Here is a 15,527-nt window from a genome sequence, read left to right on the forward strand (position 1 = left end):
ATCAAACATGGCACACATCGTCATTCTCGGCGGCGGAATCGGCGGCATGACTGCTGCTTACGACATGAAGGAGCAGGTCGGCCCCAACGACAAGGTCACGGTCGTCAGCGAACATCCCTACTTCCAATTCACGCCCTCCAATCCCTGGGTGGCGGTGAATTGGCGCACACGCGAGGACATCACCTTCGAAATCGCGCCATATCTCGCCCGTAAGGGCATCGACTTCATTGCCAAGGCGGCAAAAAAAGTTCATCCGGCCGACAATCGCATCGAGCTGATCGACGGCTCCTTTGTCGATTACGACTTCCTGATCATCGCCACTGGACCCAAACTCGCCTTCGACGAAGTCGAAGGTCTCGGCCCGGAAAAATTCACTCATTCGGTTTGTGCGGTCGATCACGCCGTCAAGTCCGGCGCCGCCTGGAACCAGTTCGTCGCCGATCCCGGCCCGATCGTCGTCGGTGCGGTCCAAGGCGCCTCATGTTACGGTCCGGCCTATGAATACGCGCTGATCATGGATACCGACCTGCGTCGCCGCAAGATCCGCAGCAAGGTGCCGATGACCTTCGTCACCGCGGAACCTTACATCGGCCACCTCGGCCTGGGCGGTGTTGGCGACTCGAAGGGTTTGCTCGAATCGACATTCCGCGACAAGCACATCAAGTGGATCTGCAACGCCAAGGTCACCAAAGTCGAAGCCGGCAAGATGTATGTGACCGAGCACAACGACGACGGCAGCGTGAAGAAGGAGCACGAGCTGCCGTTCAAGTATTCGATGATGCTGCCGGCCTTCAAAGGCGTCGATGCGGTTTTTGGCGTCGAAGGGCTGGCCAACCCGCGCGGCTTCACGATCATCGACGAGTTCCAGCGCAATCCGAAATACAAGAACATTTATTCGGTCGGCGTCTGCGTCGCGATTCCGCCCGTCGAAGCCACGCCGATCCCCGTCGGCACACCAAAGACCGGCTACATGATCGAATCGATGGTCACCGCCACGGTGCACAACATCCGCCAGGCGATGGACGGCAAGGAGCCAGATCACAAGGCCACCTGGAATGCGGTCTGCCTAGCCGATTTCGGCGACGAAGGCGCGGCCTTCGTCGCCATTCCGCAGATTCCACCACGCAACGTCAGCTGGTTCAAGAAAGGCAAATGGGTACATTACGCCAAGGTCGGCTACGAAAAATACTTCCTCAACAAGATCAAGAAGGGAAATACCGAGCCGTTCTACGAGCGTTATGTCCTCAAGCTGATCGGCGTCACCCGTCTGCACAAGTAAGCTTCAGTGGCTGCGGACATCCTCACCGCGCGTGACGGTGCCATCCTCACCGTCACGCTGTTCAATCCCGACAAGCTCAATGCGCTGAATACGTCGATGTGGCGGCGTCTGGCGGAGGTTTTCAGCGTTGCCACCGCCGACGCTGCGCTGCGCTGCGTGATCGTGCGCGGTGCCGGCACGGCCTTCGCCACCGGCGGCGATCTCGATGAGATGCACACGCTGCGCGCCACGGTGGAGGGCGCGCTGGCCTATCACCGTCAGGTCGCCGAGGCGCTCACGGCCATTCGTCGCTGCCGTCACCCGATCGTGGCGCAAATCACTGGTCCCTGTGTCGGCGGCGGTCTGGAAATCGCCTGCGCCTGCGATCTGCGCATCGCCGGCGAATCAGCACGCTTCGGGGCACCGATCAACAAGCTGGGATTCTCGATGTATCCGGACGAGCTAGCCGGCCTGCTCGAACTCGCTGGTGAGGCGGTGGTCAAGGAAATGCTGCTCGAAGGCCGGTTGCTGACGGCCCGTGAAGCCTATGAAAAAGGCCTGCTGACGCGCGTCGTCGCCGACGAAACACTCGTCGCGGAGACGCAGGCCACGGTGGAGCGCATCGCCGCCGGCGCGCCGCTCGTCGCACGCTGGCACAAGCAATGGATCGCCCGCCTGCAACAAGGCGTGCCATTGAGCGAGGACGAACGGCGCGCTTCCTTCGCGTTTCTCAGCAGCGCCGATTATGGAATCGGCATGGCAGCGTTCGCTGCCAAGCAGCCGCCGAACTTCACCGGTCGGTAACCAGAGGGAATCCCATGAGAATCTTTCCGCTTGCAATCGCTGCGTTGATCGTTGGCACAGTCCTACCCGCCTTCTCCGCCGGCGCTGCCGGTGCAAGCAATCGAGTCGGCGCTGACAGAACGGCACCCAGCGCGTTCAATCGCCTCGTCATCCAAATCAATGAGGACGATGGCAAGAAATGGATGGCGCTACTCGCCAACATCAAGAATATCCAGGCCGAGCTGGGGAAGAAGAATGTCGCCATCGCCGTCGTCGCCATTGGCAGCGGCCTGGGCATGCTGAAGGCCGATTCGGTGGCGGCCAACGATGTGCTCGATGCCATCGCCGGCGGCGTCGAGTTTCTTGCTTGCGGCAATTCGCTGCAGGCGCAACACCTCACCGCCGACGATCTCGTCGCGGGCGTCAAAATCGTCAAGGCCGGTTATGTCGAAATCATGAAGCGCCAGCAGGCCGGCTGGATCTATCTGCGCCCATGATCGACTGGAATGCCATCGACACCGTCCTGCTCGACATGGACGGCACCCTACTCGACCTCCATTTCGACAACCATTTCTGGCAGGCCCATGTGCCGCTGTGCTATGCGGCAACGAAGGGGCTGACACTCGATGTGGCGCGCGAGGAACTGATGGCACGCTATTCAGCCCGCGCCGGCACACTCGACTGGTATTCGGTCGACTACTGGGAAAGCGAGCTGGAGCTCGACATCATGCGGCTCAAGGAAGAAGTCGCGCATCTGATCCAGGTCCACCCGTCGGTCAGCGATTTCCTTGCCCTGCTGGGCCGGTTGCGCAAGCGCGTGGTGCTCGCCACCAACGCGCATCACAAGAGCATCACGCTGAAGATGGCGAAAACCGGGCTCGAACCGCATTTCGATGCGATCGTCTCCGCCCATGCACTCGGTTTCGCCAAGGAACAGCGCGGCTTCTGGGAGAAGCTCGCCGCGATCGAGCCATTCGAGCCGACCCGCACCCTGCTCATCGACGACAGCCTGCCGGTGCTCGATGCCGCGCGCGACTATGGCATCCGCTATCTCGTCGCGGTGCGCAGGCCCGATACGAAACTGCCCCCCAAAGACACATGCCATTACCCGGCCATTGACAGCTTCACCGAATTGCTCACATAATGAGAATAATTCTCAGATAAGCAATTCATCATTTTGTCCACGACCTCGTCTCGCGCTTCCCACACTTTTCCGCTGACCGGCCCGCTTTTCCACGGCGGTCGCTGTCCGCGCGTCGCCTTGCTCGGCCAGCCCCGTTCGGGAAAAAGCCGCATATTTCGCGCCGCCTCGAGCACTGCCGTGCATCACGAGCGTCTGGCCGGCATCGGCCCCCCCTACCAGGAATGCCGGGTCGATGTCGGTCTGGATCAGATCTCGCTCGTCGATCTGCCGCCGATCGAGACCTTTCATACGCTGTCGAATGACGCGCAAGTGATCCTCAAGTATCTGCTCTGGGGCGATCGCTGGCCGGCCATCGCCCGGCATGAGGCTCACCTGCCCGAACAGTCTTTCGCTGCGCCCGACGTCCTGCTGCTGGTGATGGATGCCACGGCGCTCGAACGCGACCTCGAACTCGCGCTGGAACTCGCGCAGATCGGCAAACCCCTGGTCGTCGCCCTGAACCGCATGGACGAGGCGCGCGCCAAGCGCATGTTCATCAACGTCGGACTGCTTGCCGAGAAACTCGGCGTGCCGGTCGTGCCGACGGTCGCCCACATGGGGCTGGGACTGGCCGATCTGTTCACCACCGTCGTTCGTGCCGCGCGCGAGAAGCGCGCGCCGACCCCGCAGCCGCCTTCGCCGTATATCGCCGCGCATCTTATGCCGATCGCCGAAATCGCCAAAGACCCAGGCGTGGTCGATGCCTTCGCGGTGCCGGCCAGCTTTCTGGCGTTGCAGCTAGCGGAGAACGACGATTATTTCGCTCAGGAACTGCACTGCCATTTCCCGAAGCTCCATCAGTCCCTGCTCGCAGCGCGCGAGGCTGCCGATGCGACACTGCCGCGACCCTTGGGGGAGGAAATCCATGCCGACCGCCATCACCGTGCCGCACTGTTGTATGAGGCCGTCTCGCGGCCGGGCGGCGGCGAGAAGCTGCCCGCCTGGCAACGCTGGTTGGACGAGCTCTTTCTGCATCCACGCTGGGGCTTCGCCGGCACGCTGGTGGTGTTTGCGCTGGTACTGTTCTTCGTCTTCGAGGTCAGCAGCTGGCTCGATAGTCACACCGTCGCGCGGCTGATCATTTGGGCCGAACCCTGGCAGCCAACCGACCTCGCAGGCGTGGTCATGCGCGCAGTCGCCGACGGCCTGATCGGACTGGCGGGCATCGTCATTCCCTACATGATCCCGCTGGTGCTGTTGCTGGTCTTCCTCGAGGAGTCCGGCATCATGCACCGCGTCGCCTTCGTCGTCGACCGTGGCTTTCACCGCCTCGGGCTGCACGGCGGCGTGGCGCTACCGTTTTTGATGGGCTTGGGCTGCAACGTGCCGGCGCTCGCCGCCACGGCGGCCGTCACCCACGGCCGCGACCGCACCGTCGCGGCGCTGCTGATCACCTTCCTGCCCTGCTCGGCACGCTCGGCGATCATCCTTGCGCTGGGCGGCAAGTATCTCGGCGGCTTCGGGGTGTTTGCGCTGTTCATGCTGGCGCCGCTCGTCGTCAGCCTGATTGGCAAGCTGCTCAAACATCGCTACCCGGAAACCACGCCGGGCATGATCCAGCACATCCCGCCCTATGCGTTGCCCAGCCTGCGCCGGCTGCTCTGGAATACCTGGGACCGCAGCCGCGACATCGTCACCATCGTGCTGCCGCTCCTGGTCACCGGCAGCGTCGTGCTCGCATTACTCGCCCACTTTGGCATGGATCGCTGGATCAACCTCGCCTTGACCCCGATCACCCACTGGTGGCTGGGATTGCCCGTGGTGCTCGGCGTGCCGATCCTGTTCGGAGTCCTACGCAAGGAGCTGTCGCTGTTGATGGTCTTTCAGGCACTCGGCACGCAGGAACTCGCCGGCGTGCTCGACACGACGCAGATCGCCACCTTCCTCGCCTTCCTCACCTTCTACGTGCCTTGCGTCTCGACTTTCGCGATGATGCTCAAGCTGCTCGGCAGGCGCGAGGCGCTGTTCTCCGTCATTCTCTCGGTCGGCGCGGCATTGGCGGTGGCCATGGCAGTGCGGCTGCCGCTGGAACTGATCGACTGGGTTTTCTGACGGCGCTGGCGTTCAGCTGATCAGTGCCAATACCAGCGGCGTGGTCACCGACGACAGCAGCGTCGAGAGCACCAGGCCGGCAGCGACCGGCCCCTGTAGGCTGCGGAACTGCTGGGCCATCACATAGACGTTGATGCCCATCGCCAGCGAAGCGAGCAGCGTCACCACCCGGGTTTCCAGCGGCGGCAGGCCGAGTGCGCGTGCCAGCAGCCAGACGACGAGCGGCTGCACCGCGAGCTTGATGGCGCAGATCGCCAGACTCTGGTTCAGCCCCTCGCGGATGCGGTAGGCGGCGAGCCCCATGCCGAGCGCGACGAGCGAAAATGGCACGGCGCCCTGGCCGAGCATCTCCAGCGGCACGTCGATGAACGCGGGGAGCGGGATGCCGGCAAAGCCCCACAGCGTGCCGGCGAGAATCGAAGCAACGATCGGGTTGGTGAGCACGCCGCGCGCGGTCTTGCCGAAGCCATGCAGGGAAAAATCGCCATGGCACGCCCATTCGACCGAGACGGTGACGAGCGTCCAGAGGATCAAAGCGTTGAAGACGATGACCAGCGAGACCGCAGGCAAGGCGGCATCGCCGAGCGTGGTCTTGGCGATCGCGATGCCGAGCATCACGTTGTTGGAGAACACGCCGCCGAGCGCGAACACCGACTGCGCGATGCCGTCGAGCCGAAAGACGAAAAGCGCAATCAACCGGCCAATCACGAAGACGACCAGACAGCCGCCGAAGAAGGCCGCGAGCAGGCGCAGATCGACCGCCGGCAAGCGCGAGAAACCGCTCATCATGCGGAACAGCAGTGCCGGCAGGGCCACGGCATACGCGAAGCGGCCAAGCGCCTCGCCGACCGAATCCGGCCAGCGCCCCGAACGCGCCAGCAGATAGCCCAGCAGCACCAGCAGGAACAGCGGGCTGGCGAGCGAAAAATGCTGAAGAAAGCCGGACATGTGCCGTCCTAATAGTCATGGTTCAGACACCAGCCCTGCAGACGAAACCGGTGGGCCGTGAGGCGATTTGTGAGCGCATGTCGGCGGCCGTGGGTGAAGGGCGCGGATAAGGCAGCCACTTGTCTGAGCGAAGCGAGTTGTGGCTGTCCCGCGCCCAAACCCTACCGGCCGCCCTATGCGCGAACCATGAGCCGAAGGCCCACCGGTTTTCATCTCCAGTTCTGTTTCACGCTAAACCTCGACGGCGGGACGGCAACTGCCGTCCCGCCAGCGCCGACTTTCATGACAACGCGGAGATCACTTCCGGCGGCGCCTGCACCAGCTCGATCAGTACGCCCTCGCCGGCGATCGGAAACTCCTCGCTCGCCTTCGGGTGCAAAAAGCAGATGTCATGACCGGCCGCGCCCTTGCGGATGCCGCCCGGCGCAAAACGCACGCCCTGCGCCGTGAGCCATTCGACGGCCTTGGGCAGGTCGTCGACCCACAGGCCGACGTGATTGAGCGGTGTGGCATGCACGGCCGGTTTCTTTTCCGGGTCGAGCGGCTGCATCAAATCGACTTCGACCTTGTGCGCGCCGCTGCCGATCGCGCAGATGTCCTCATCGACGTTCTCGCGCTCGGAGACGAAGTTGCCGGTCACCGCAAGGCCGAGCATGTCGACCCACAGCCGGCGCAGCCGATCCTTCGACGTCCCACCGATGGCGATCTGCTGGATGCCCAGCACCCTGAATGGTCTGCTCATGTTTTCCCTCTGACGAACAAAACGACGCCGACGACGATCATCGGCAATGAGAGCCATTGTCCCATGCTGACGACGTAGGAGAGGCCAAAAATGCCATGATCCGGCTCGCGGAAATACTCCCCACACCAGCGCGCCACGCCATAGCCCATCAGGAACACGGCTGATACCTGCATGCGCGGTCGTTGTGTCGACGAAAACCACCACAGCAGCATCCACAGCAGCAGCCCCTCGGCGAAAGCCTGATAGAGCTGCGAAGGGTGGCGCGGCAGCGTATCGACGTGCGGGAAAACCATCGCCCACGGTAATTCGGCGCTGGCGGGACGGCCCCACAGCTCGCCGTTGATGAAGTTGCCGATGCGCCCGAGCATGAGCCCGATCGGCACCAGCGGCGCGATGAAGTCGGTGAGCTGCCAGAAGCCCAGGCCATGTCGTTTTGCATAGAGCCCGACGGCGACGAGCACGCCGAGGAAGCCGCCGTGGAAGCTCATGCCGCCCTTCCAGACCGCAAAGATTTCCAGCGGATGCGCGAAGTAGTAGGCTGGCTCGTAGAACAACACCTGGCCGAGCCGGCCGCCGATGACGACACCGAGCACGCCGTAGAAGAGCAAATCGTCGATGTCGCGCGGGGTTAGGCCATGCCACGGCTGACTTTGCACACGCCGCTTGCCCAGCCAAAGGAAGGCGAGGAAGGCGACGAGATACATCAAGCCATACCAGCGCACGGCGAGCGGGCCAAGCTTGAGTGCGACGGGATCGAACTGCGGGTGGATGAGCATCGGAGGGCGGCGAAGGATAAACTAGGGACTGGATTCTACGTTGCCCGCAAAGGAGCTTGCCAATGCCCGTCTATCGTTCCCATACCACGACCCACGGTCGCAACATGGCCGGCGCGCGCGCGCTGTGGCGCGCCACCGGCATGAAGGATGATGACTTCGACAAGCCGATCATCGCCGTCGTCAATTCCTTCACCCAGTTCGTGCCGGGGCATGTGCATCTGAAGGACATGGGCCAACTGGTCGCCCGCCAGATCGAGGCAGCCGGGGGGGTGGCCAAGGAATTCAACACCATCGCGATCGACGATGGCATCGCGATGGGCCACGGCGGCATGCTCTACAGCTTGCCCAGCCGCGACCTGATCGCCGATTCGGTCGAATACATGGTCAATGCCCACTGCGCCGATGCGATGGTCTGCATCTCGAACTGCGACAAGATCACCCCAGGCATGCTGATGGCCGCCTTGCGCCTCAACATCCCGACCGTGTTCGTCTCCGGCGGGCCGATGGAGGCCGGCAAAGTGCGCTGGCATGGTGAGCGGCGCATGGTCGATCTGATCGACGCGATGATCGAAGCGGCCGACCCGAACAACTCCGACAAGGAGGTGGCGGCGATGGAACGCTCGGCCTGTCCGACCTGCGGCTCCTGCTCTGGGATGTTTACCGCCAACTCGATGAACTGTCTGGCGGAAGCCCTGGGCCTGGCGCTGCCCGGCAATGGCACGCTGGTGGCCACACATGCCGACCGCGAGAAACTGTTCGTCAAGGCAGGCGCCCTGATCGTCGAGCTCGCCAAGCGTTATTACGAACAGGATGATCTGAGCGTGCTGCCGCGTTCGATCGCCTCGTTCGAAGCCTTCGAGAACGCGATGAGCCTCGACATCGCGATGGGCGGCTCGACCAACACCGTGTTGCATCTGCTCGCTTGCGCGCAGGAAGCCGGGGTGAATTTCACGATGGCCGACATCGACCGGCTCTCGCGCAAGGTGCCGAACCTCTGCAAGGTTGCGCCCGCGACGCAGAAATACCACATGGAAGACGTGCATCGCGCCGGCGGCATCATGGCCATCCTCGGCGAGCTCGACCGCGCCGGCCTGATCCACCGCGACAGCCCGACGGTGCTCTACTCCTCGATGGGCGAGCAGATCGATCTGTGCGACGTGCGCCGCAATGGCGACGAAAAAGTGCATGAGTTCTTTCGTGCCGCGCCGGGCGGCGTGCCGACACAGCTCGCCTTCTCGCAGAACCGTCGTTACCCGACGCTCGATCTCGACCGCGAAAACGGCTGCATCCGCGACATCGAGCACGCCTACTCGAAAGACGGGGGGCTCGCGGTGCTGTTCGGCAACATTGCCGAGAAAGGCTGCATCGTCAAGACTGCTGGCGTCGATGAATCGATCCTCAAATTCACTGGCCGCGCCCGCGTCTGCGAATCGCAGGAGGAAGCGGTCGAGAAGATCCTGGGCGGACAAATCCTCCCCGGCGATGTCGTCGTCATCCGCTATGAAGGCCCGAAGGGCGGTCCCGGCATGCAGGAAATGCTCTACCCGACCTCATATCTGAAATCGATGGGATTGGGCAAACAATGCGCGTTGCTGACCGACGGCCGTTTCTCCGGCGGCACCTCGGGGCTGTCGATCGGCCACGTCTCACCGGAAGCCGCCGCCGGCGGGGCGATCGCGCTCATCGAAGAAGGCGATACGATCGAGATCGACATCCCGAACCGGCGCATCCATCTCGCCATCGAAGACTCGGCGCTGGAAAGACGGCACGCCGCGATGCTCGCGAAAGGGGAACGCGCCTGGAAGCCAGCGAAACGCGAACGCGCCATCTCGAACGCGCTCAAGGTCTATGCCGCGATGGCGACCTCGGCCGACCAAGGCGCCGTGCGCGACGTTGCGAAGCTGCCATGAACCAAGCCAGCGCAAGCGAGTTCCAGCGGTTGTTCACCGGCCGGCTGTGGTCGGTGATGACCTGGCAGCAGCTCGATGCGTTCTGGCAGCGCATCGACCCGGCGGCCGGCTGGTATGTCTATGCCGTCGGCGAGCCGCCGCCAACCGAACCCGCTTCGGCCGAGGCAGTCGCCGCGTTCATCGAAAAGATCGACGCGCTGCTGCGCCGCGAACATCATCACGACTATTGCGGCATCGTCTATGCAGATCAACTCGATGCGCCGAGCTTCGTGAAGATCTTCGACCCGAACAATCTCGGCGTATCCTGCGGCTTCTCCGACAACCCGCCACTGCCCGGCTGGATCCTTTGCCAGGTGCCGCCGGCAGACCTGAAACCGGCCGCGCCGCTGCCCGAGGGCCGCAAGCGCTGGTGGCGCGCACTGTTTGGCTGATTCTCGAAGGAGAGCAACGATGGCAACTGCAACCAAGAAAAAACCGGCGGCGAAAAAATCTGCCCCACAGCCTGTCCCACGGCGAGCCAAACTGCAAGATACCGGACAGGTGCTCACCGAGCTCAAGCAGCTCGCCAAGGAGCTCAAACAAGCCGCCAAGGGGCTCTCGAAACGCACGGCGGGCAATCCCAAGGAAGTCTCGGCAATCCTCGGCAGCGTCGAGCGCATGACCGCCGACGCCGCCACCAAGTCGCTCGCCGAGGCCGAAGCAGCCAAGCAGCTCGTCAAGGAAGCGCAGACCTCCCTGGGCCGGGATTGGAGCCGCAGGGAGATCGAAGAGAAACTCGCCGGCATCAGCGGTCATCTGACCAACATCATCGTCGCCCAGGAATTCCAGGACTTGGCCGGTCAAGCCTTGCGCAAGGCGATGAAGGCGTTGGTCGGCGCGATCATCGTCGTCGAGAGCGGCGGCCCGACCGAGGAACAGCGCCTTTCGCAAAGGGACGTCGATAGCCTGCTCAAGGACCTGATGCCCTGATCTTTGCCCGACAAAATTAATCAGGTATAGTCGGGTCTCCTGAGCAAGGAGACCCGCCATGAACGCCCCGACATCGCCCCGCTTCAACCGCCTCGCCAGCGAGACTTCGCCCTATTTGCTGCAGCATGCGACCAACCCGGTCGACTGGCTGCCGTGGAGCGCAGAAGCCCTGGCGCTGGCGCGCGCCGAGGACAAGCCGATTCTGCTGTCGATTGGTTATTCGGCCTGCCACTGGTGTCATGTGATGGCGCACGAATCCTTCGAGGACGATGCCGTCGCGGCGGTGATGAACCGGCTGTTCGTCAACATCAAGGTCGACCGTGAAGAGCGCCCCGATCTCGACCAGATCTACCAGACCGCCCACCAGATGCTCACCGGGCGCCCCGGCGGCTGGCCGCTGACGCTGTTTCTCACCCCGGAGGGCACCCCTTTCTACGGCGGCACTTACTTCCCGAAGGAGGCGCGTTTCGGCCTGCCCGGCTTCGTCGAGTTGTGCGAGCGCATCGGCGAGATCTGGCGGACGCGCCGGCATGACATCGAAGCGCAGAACCGCGAGCTGCTCGCCGCGCTGCACCGCCGCACCCCATCCCCCGCGATCGCGCTCGACGAGCGGCCGATCGCCATGCTGAGAAACCTGTTGCTCGGCAGCTTCGACCGTGACTATGGCGGTTTCGGCAGCGCGCCGAAATTCCCGCATCCGACCGATCTCGCCTTCCTGCTGCACCGCAAAGACGACCCGCCGGCGCAGGAGGCGGCGCTGTTTACGCTGCGTCGCATGGCGATGGGCGGCATTCACGACCAGTTGGGAGGCGGCTTCTGCCGCTACAGCGTCGATGAATTCTGGGAGATCCCGCACTTCGAGAAAATGCTCTATGACAACGCGCAGTTGCTCGGCCTGTACGCCGATGCCTTCACGCTGAGCGGCGAGCCGTATTTCCGGGAGGTGGCCGAAGGCATCGTCGGCTGGCTACTGCGCGAAATGACCAACCCCGACGGCGCCTTCTACTCGTCACTCGATGCCGATTCGCAAGGCGAGGAAGGCAAGTTCTACCTCTGGGATCGCGCCGAGGTCGCCCATCTGCTCACGCCCGAAGAGTCGGCGCTGGCGGGACGGCACTGGGGGCTCGATGAGCGGCCGAATTTCGAAAATCGCAACTGGCATCTGAAAATCGCCCAGCCGCTCGCGGCGGGCGAAGAAGCCTTGCGCGACAGCGCGCGCGCCAAGCTCTTCGCCGCGCGCCAACAGCGCGTCCGCCCTGGCTGCGACGACAAAATCTTGACCAGCTGGAATGCGCTGGCGATCGCCGGGCTCGCCCATGCGGCACGGGTGCTCGATCGGCCAGAATGGCTGGCACACGCGCGTCGGGCACTCGACTACCTGAAGACGCAGCATTGGCAAAACGGCCGGCTGCTCGCCACTTCACGCCTAGGCAAGGCGCATTTGCCCGCCTATCTCGACGATCACGCCTTTCTGCTCGCCGCCCTGCTCGAGCTTCAGGAAACCGATCCACGCAACGAGGACATCGATTTCGCACGGCAGCTCGCCGATATCTTGCTGACGCACTTCGAGGACCAGCAAAACGGTGGTTTCTTCTTCACCGCCCACGACCATGAAGCGCTGATCCAACGCTCGAAGAGCGCCCACGACAATGCCTTGCCTTCCGGCAATGGCATCGCGGCGCGCGCCTTGCACGAGCTCGGCGAACTCGTGGGCGACGCACATTACCTCGCTGCGGCACGGCGCACGCTGCAAGCCTTTGCCGCGCCCATGCAGGCGCAGCCGGCCGGCTGTGCGACGCTGATCATGGCGCTCGAAGCCGAGCTCGCCGTCAACCCGCCGTCCTGCGACGGCGTTAATTGCTCTGTGCCGACAGCTGGCTAAAGCCCGGCGGACGAATTCTCAAGCCCGGCGTTTTCCGCTAGACTGGCGCATGCGATTTATCCCTAACCAACCACTACGAGGAACGAAGCAATGAAACAGATCAAACTGATCGCCTCCGCCCTGATCGCCGCCGGCGTGGTCGTCTCCGCTCCCGCCTTTGCCTCTGCCGGCCTCGATTTGGCCAAGAAGAGCAACTGCATGTCCTGCCACATGGTCGACAAGAAGCTGGTCGGCCCGGCCTATCAGGATGTGGCCAAGAAATATGCCGGCCAGAAGGACGCCGAGGCCAAGCTCTTCGAGAAGGTCAAGAAGGGTGGCAAGGGTGTCTGGGGCGAAGTGCCGATGCCGCCCAACTCCGCCGTCAAGGACGAGGACATCAAGACCCTGGTCAAGTGGGTCCTCGATGGCGCAAAGTAATCTGCCTTGATCTGCCTGTATCGTGATGAGAACGGGGAGCCGTGGCTCCCCGTTTTTCATTGCCTCACGGCGTCGCTGCCGCTTTGCTTCCCTGCCCTTGCGCCGCCGGAGAATCCGCCAGCAGAATCAGCCGGGCGATCTCGGCGGTGGAATGCACGCCGAGCTTTTCCATCGCATGCTGGCGATGCACCTGCACGGTCTTGTCGCTGATCGCGAGCTTGCGGGCGATGATCTTGTTGCACTCGCCGGCCGCAAGCAGCTCGACGACTTCGCGCTCGCGCGCCGTCAGGGTGGCGAGCCGTCTGCGTGCCGCCTCGATGCTGGAACGCGACAAGCACTGCTGGATACTCATGCGCACCGCGCGTCCGACGGCGTCGAGCAGCTCGTGATCCTTGCAGGGTTTCTCGAGGAAATCGATCGCCCCGCGCTTCATCGCCTGCACCGCCATCGGCAGGTCGCCGTGCGCGGTCAAGAAAATCACCGGTAGGCAGAGGTCCTGGGCACGCAGCTGGCGCTGCACTTCCAACCCGCCCATCAGCGGCATCAGCACATCGAGCACCAGACAGCCGGGCCGGTTGCGCTCGAAGGCGGCGAAGAATTCTTGGGCCGAGGCGAAGCTGTGCGTGCGCCAGCCCGCCGCATCGAGCAGGAAGCTCAGCGAGTCGCGCATCGCCGCATCGTCATCGACGACATAGATCACTGCATCCCGTTCGTTCATCCGTGTTCTTCCTCCGGCAACCAGAAACTGGCGCACACGCCGACATCCGCGTCATGTAGTTCCAGCGTGCCACCGTGCGACTCGACGATCCCCTTGCACAGCGACAAGCCCAGCCCCAGACCGGCCGGCTTGGTGGTAAAGAACGGTTCGAACAGCCGGGCGCGCTGTTGCGTATCGAGCCCGCCGCCGCGGTCGCGCACCGCGACGCGATAACCATGCTGCTCGGCCGTCAACGAGACTTCGATTGGTGCACCAGGATTGCCATGCGTCGTCTGGGCCTCGATGGCATTCTGCAACAAATTGAGCACCACTTGCTGGATCTGGATCGCATCGGCCCGCACCCGAGCTCCAGCACGAACGCTGTCGCCTTTCCAGACCACTTTGGCCTCGGGGCAGGCGATTCCGAACAGATCGACGGCTTCCTTGACGAGAGGTTCCAGCGCCACCGGCTGGATGCTGCCACCCCCTTTGTGGGCGAATTCGCGGATTTTCTCGATGGTCTGTGCCGCGCGACTGCTCTGGCGTGCGATTTCCCGGCAGACGTTCTGCAAAGGCTCCGCCTCCAGCCGTCCGGTGGCGATGCGCCGGTCGATGCCGCGCGCATAATTGGCGATAGCCGCCAGCGGCTGTTTCAGCTCGTGGGCGATCGCGCTCGCCATGCCGCCGAGGATTGCCATGCGTCCCGCATGTTCAAGCTCGCTCTGGCGTTCGCGCATCGCCGCGGCCAGACGCTCTTTTTCCGCGTGCATCTCGCTGAGCTCGCGGGTGCGGCGCGTGACCAGATAATCGACGCGCACGGCATGGATGATGAGGGCAAACAGCAGCACGGCGACCACGCCGATGCCGACGCGATGCCGCTGGATCAGCGCCGCCAGGGTCTCCTGCTGCAAACGCGCATAGCGGCCAATGCCGAGATCGCGGAACAGTTCATCGACACTGTCATATTGCGCCGGGATCGTCCATTGACTGCCGCTCGGCGAGCGCGGCATCTCGAGCAACGCGATCGTCACTGCCTTGGCCAGCCGAGGAGCGGTATCGGCAAGCGCGGCGAACGGCCAGTCGGGATACAGGCGTGACGAAGTTTGACACGGAAAGCCGGTGATCTGCCGCGGCGAGAGCACGCGCAACGCGCCCGGGGCGATTTCCCCACGCTCGACCATCTGCTCGATCAGGCAGGTCTTGACGATGCCGGCATCGGCCTTGCCGTCGCGCACCGCACGCGCGATCGCCTGGATCGGGAAGCCGACGAACTCCAGGCGCCCCAGGTCGCTTTCCGGATCGACACCGGCCAGTTTCAGCTCGCGCGCCGCGATCTGAAAGCAGCAGAACGCGTCGGGGCTCGCGGCCAGGACATGCTTGCCTTGTAAATCGGTCAGCTCGGTAAGTGGCGCATCCGCGCGCACGATCACCGCCGAGCCGACGGCCTGCGTCGGTGAAAGCGCGAGCGGCGAATCCAAGGTCACCAGCCGCGTCAGCCCGTCGCTATGTTCGAGCTCGCTGTAATTGCCGGCATTGGTGATCACGAAATCGACGCTGCGCTCATGCACCGCCTGGCGCAGTCCCGGGTGATCGAGAGCGACGAGGACGAAATCGAGCTGCGGCAGACGGCCTCGCAGCCAGTCGAAAACGTAGGCCCACTCCGCTTCGGCGCTCTCGATGCCCTTATCCGCGAGCACCGCGACGCGGATCGTCTGGCGCACCATCGCCCGGTGCTCTTCAAGCGCAGCGGCAGGGGCCGACAGAAGGAAAGATAGCCACGCCGCCCATAACACAAAACCTCGAAACAGTAAATTGGGCAATTCATTTACCTCGCTTGGGTAATCGGCCAATATCCAGCCGCGCCTCGCGTCTCTATAGTCCCAAAAATCGAGTTTATCGGATGGTTCAAC

At 63.5% G+C, this 15,527-nt stretch carries 15 protein-coding genes; 10 read left to right on the plus strand and 5 right to left on the minus strand.

The genetic code is table 11. From position 1 onward, the window contains the following. The first annotated feature begins 7 nt into the window (after positions 1-7). The 5 genes from EL335_RS11450 to EL335_RS11470 are packed head-to-tail and all read left to right on the plus strand — an operon-like array spanning position 8 to position 5,276. A complete protein-coding gene (locus tag EL335_RS11450; protein WP_126447015.1) occupies positions 8-1,279 on the plus strand; it encodes an NAD(P)/FAD-dependent oxidoreductase in 1,272 nt (423 codons plus the stop codon). A gap of 6 nt (positions 1,280-1,285) precedes the next feature. After that, positions 1,286-2,062, plus strand: coding sequence for an enoyl-CoA hydratase/isomerase family protein (locus EL335_RS11455; protein ID WP_126447017.1), 777 nt, complete (start codon positions 1,286-1,288; stop codon positions 2,060-2,062). Positions 2,063-2,076: 14 nt separating this feature from the next. After that, a complete protein-coding gene (locus EL335_RS11460) occupies positions 2,077-2,538 on the plus strand; it encodes a DsrE family protein (protein ID WP_126447019.1) in 462 nt (153 codons plus the stop codon). Beyond that, positions 2,535-3,185, plus strand: coding sequence for a GMP/IMP nucleotidase (gene yrfG, locus EL335_RS11465; protein WP_126447021.1), 651 nt, complete (start codon positions 2,535-2,537; stop codon positions 3,183-3,185). Before EL335_RS11460 ends, yrfG begins: the two co-directional genes overlap by 4 nt. A 33-nt stretch (positions 3,186-3,218) precedes the next feature. Beyond that, positions 3,219-5,276, plus strand: a complete 2,058-nt coding sequence (locus EL335_RS11470; RefSeq protein WP_284155354.1) for a ferrous iron transporter B — start codon at positions 3,219-3,221, stop codon at positions 5,274-5,276. Positions 5,277-5,288: 12 nt separating this feature from the next. Here the strand turns inward: EL335_RS11470 and EL335_RS11475 are convergent, their stop codons facing one another. The 3 genes from EL335_RS11475 to lgt form a co-directional block, all read right to left on the minus strand. Then, a complete protein-coding gene (locus tag EL335_RS11475) occupies positions 5,289-6,224 on the minus strand; it encodes an AEC family transporter (protein WP_126447023.1) in 936 nt (311 codons plus the stop codon). A 280-nt stretch (positions 6,225-6,504) separates the two neighbouring features. Beyond that, positions 6,505-6,966, minus strand: coding sequence for a VOC family protein (locus EL335_RS11480; protein WP_126447025.1), 462 nt, complete (start codon positions 6,964-6,966; stop codon positions 6,505-6,507). Further along, positions 6,963-7,742, minus strand: coding sequence for a prolipoprotein diacylglyceryl transferase (gene lgt, locus EL335_RS11485; RefSeq protein ID WP_126447027.1), 780 nt, complete (start codon positions 7,740-7,742; stop codon positions 6,963-6,965). The genes EL335_RS11480 and lgt overlap by 4 nt, the downstream gene beginning before the upstream one ends. Before the next feature lie 62 nt (positions 7,743-7,804). Between lgt and ilvD the strand changes: the two genes are divergently transcribed. The 5 genes from ilvD (at position 7,805) to EL335_RS11510 (ending at position 12,920) form a co-directional block, all read left to right on the plus strand. Continuing rightward, positions 7,805-9,652, plus strand: a complete 1,848-nt coding sequence (ilvD, locus tag EL335_RS11490) for a dihydroxy-acid dehydratase (protein WP_126447029.1) — start codon at positions 7,805-7,807, stop codon at positions 9,650-9,652. Continuing rightward, entirely contained in the window at positions 9,649-10,083 is a 435-nt protein-coding gene (locus EL335_RS11495) for a hypothetical protein (RefSeq protein ID WP_126447031.1), read from the plus strand. Before ilvD ends, EL335_RS11495 begins: the two co-directional genes overlap by 4 nt. 19 nt (positions 10,084-10,102) lie before the next feature. Continuing rightward, positions 10,103-10,621, plus strand: coding sequence for a hypothetical protein (locus EL335_RS11500; protein WP_126447033.1), 519 nt, complete (start codon positions 10,103-10,105; stop codon positions 10,619-10,621). Between the two features lie 58 nt (positions 10,622-10,679). After that, entirely contained in the window at positions 10,680-12,503 is a 1,824-nt protein-coding gene (locus tag EL335_RS11505; RefSeq protein WP_126447035.1) for a thioredoxin domain-containing protein, read from the plus strand. Between the two features lie 90 nt (positions 12,504-12,593). Continuing rightward, positions 12,594-12,920 (plus strand): c-type cytochrome, encoded by a 327-nt coding sequence (locus tag EL335_RS11510; RefSeq protein ID WP_126447037.1) that lies wholly within the window; start codon positions 12,594-12,596, stop codon positions 12,918-12,920. Positions 12,921-12,984: 64 nt separating this feature from the next. Here EL335_RS11510 and EL335_RS11515 read toward each other — a convergent pair whose 3' ends face one another. Then, on the minus strand, positions 12,985-13,638 hold the full coding sequence (locus EL335_RS11515) for a response regulator transcription factor (RefSeq protein ID WP_126447039.1): 654 nt from the start codon (positions 13,636-13,638) through the stop codon (positions 12,985-12,987). Beyond that, positions 13,635-15,341 carry a sensor histidine kinase gene (locus tag EL335_RS11520; RefSeq protein ID WP_172600095.1) on the minus strand — a complete coding sequence of 569 codons (1,707 nt, stop codon included), beginning with the start codon at positions 15,339-15,341 and terminating at the stop codon, positions 13,635-13,637. Before EL335_RS11520 ends, EL335_RS11515 begins: the two co-directional genes overlap by 4 nt. Positions 15,342-15,527 lie beyond the last annotated feature (186 nt).

The organism is Sulfuricystis multivorans (genome assembly GCF_003966565.1).
GTDB classification, from domain to species: Bacteria; Pseudomonadota; Gammaproteobacteria; order Burkholderiales; family Rhodocyclaceae; genus Sulfuricystis; species Sulfuricystis multivorans.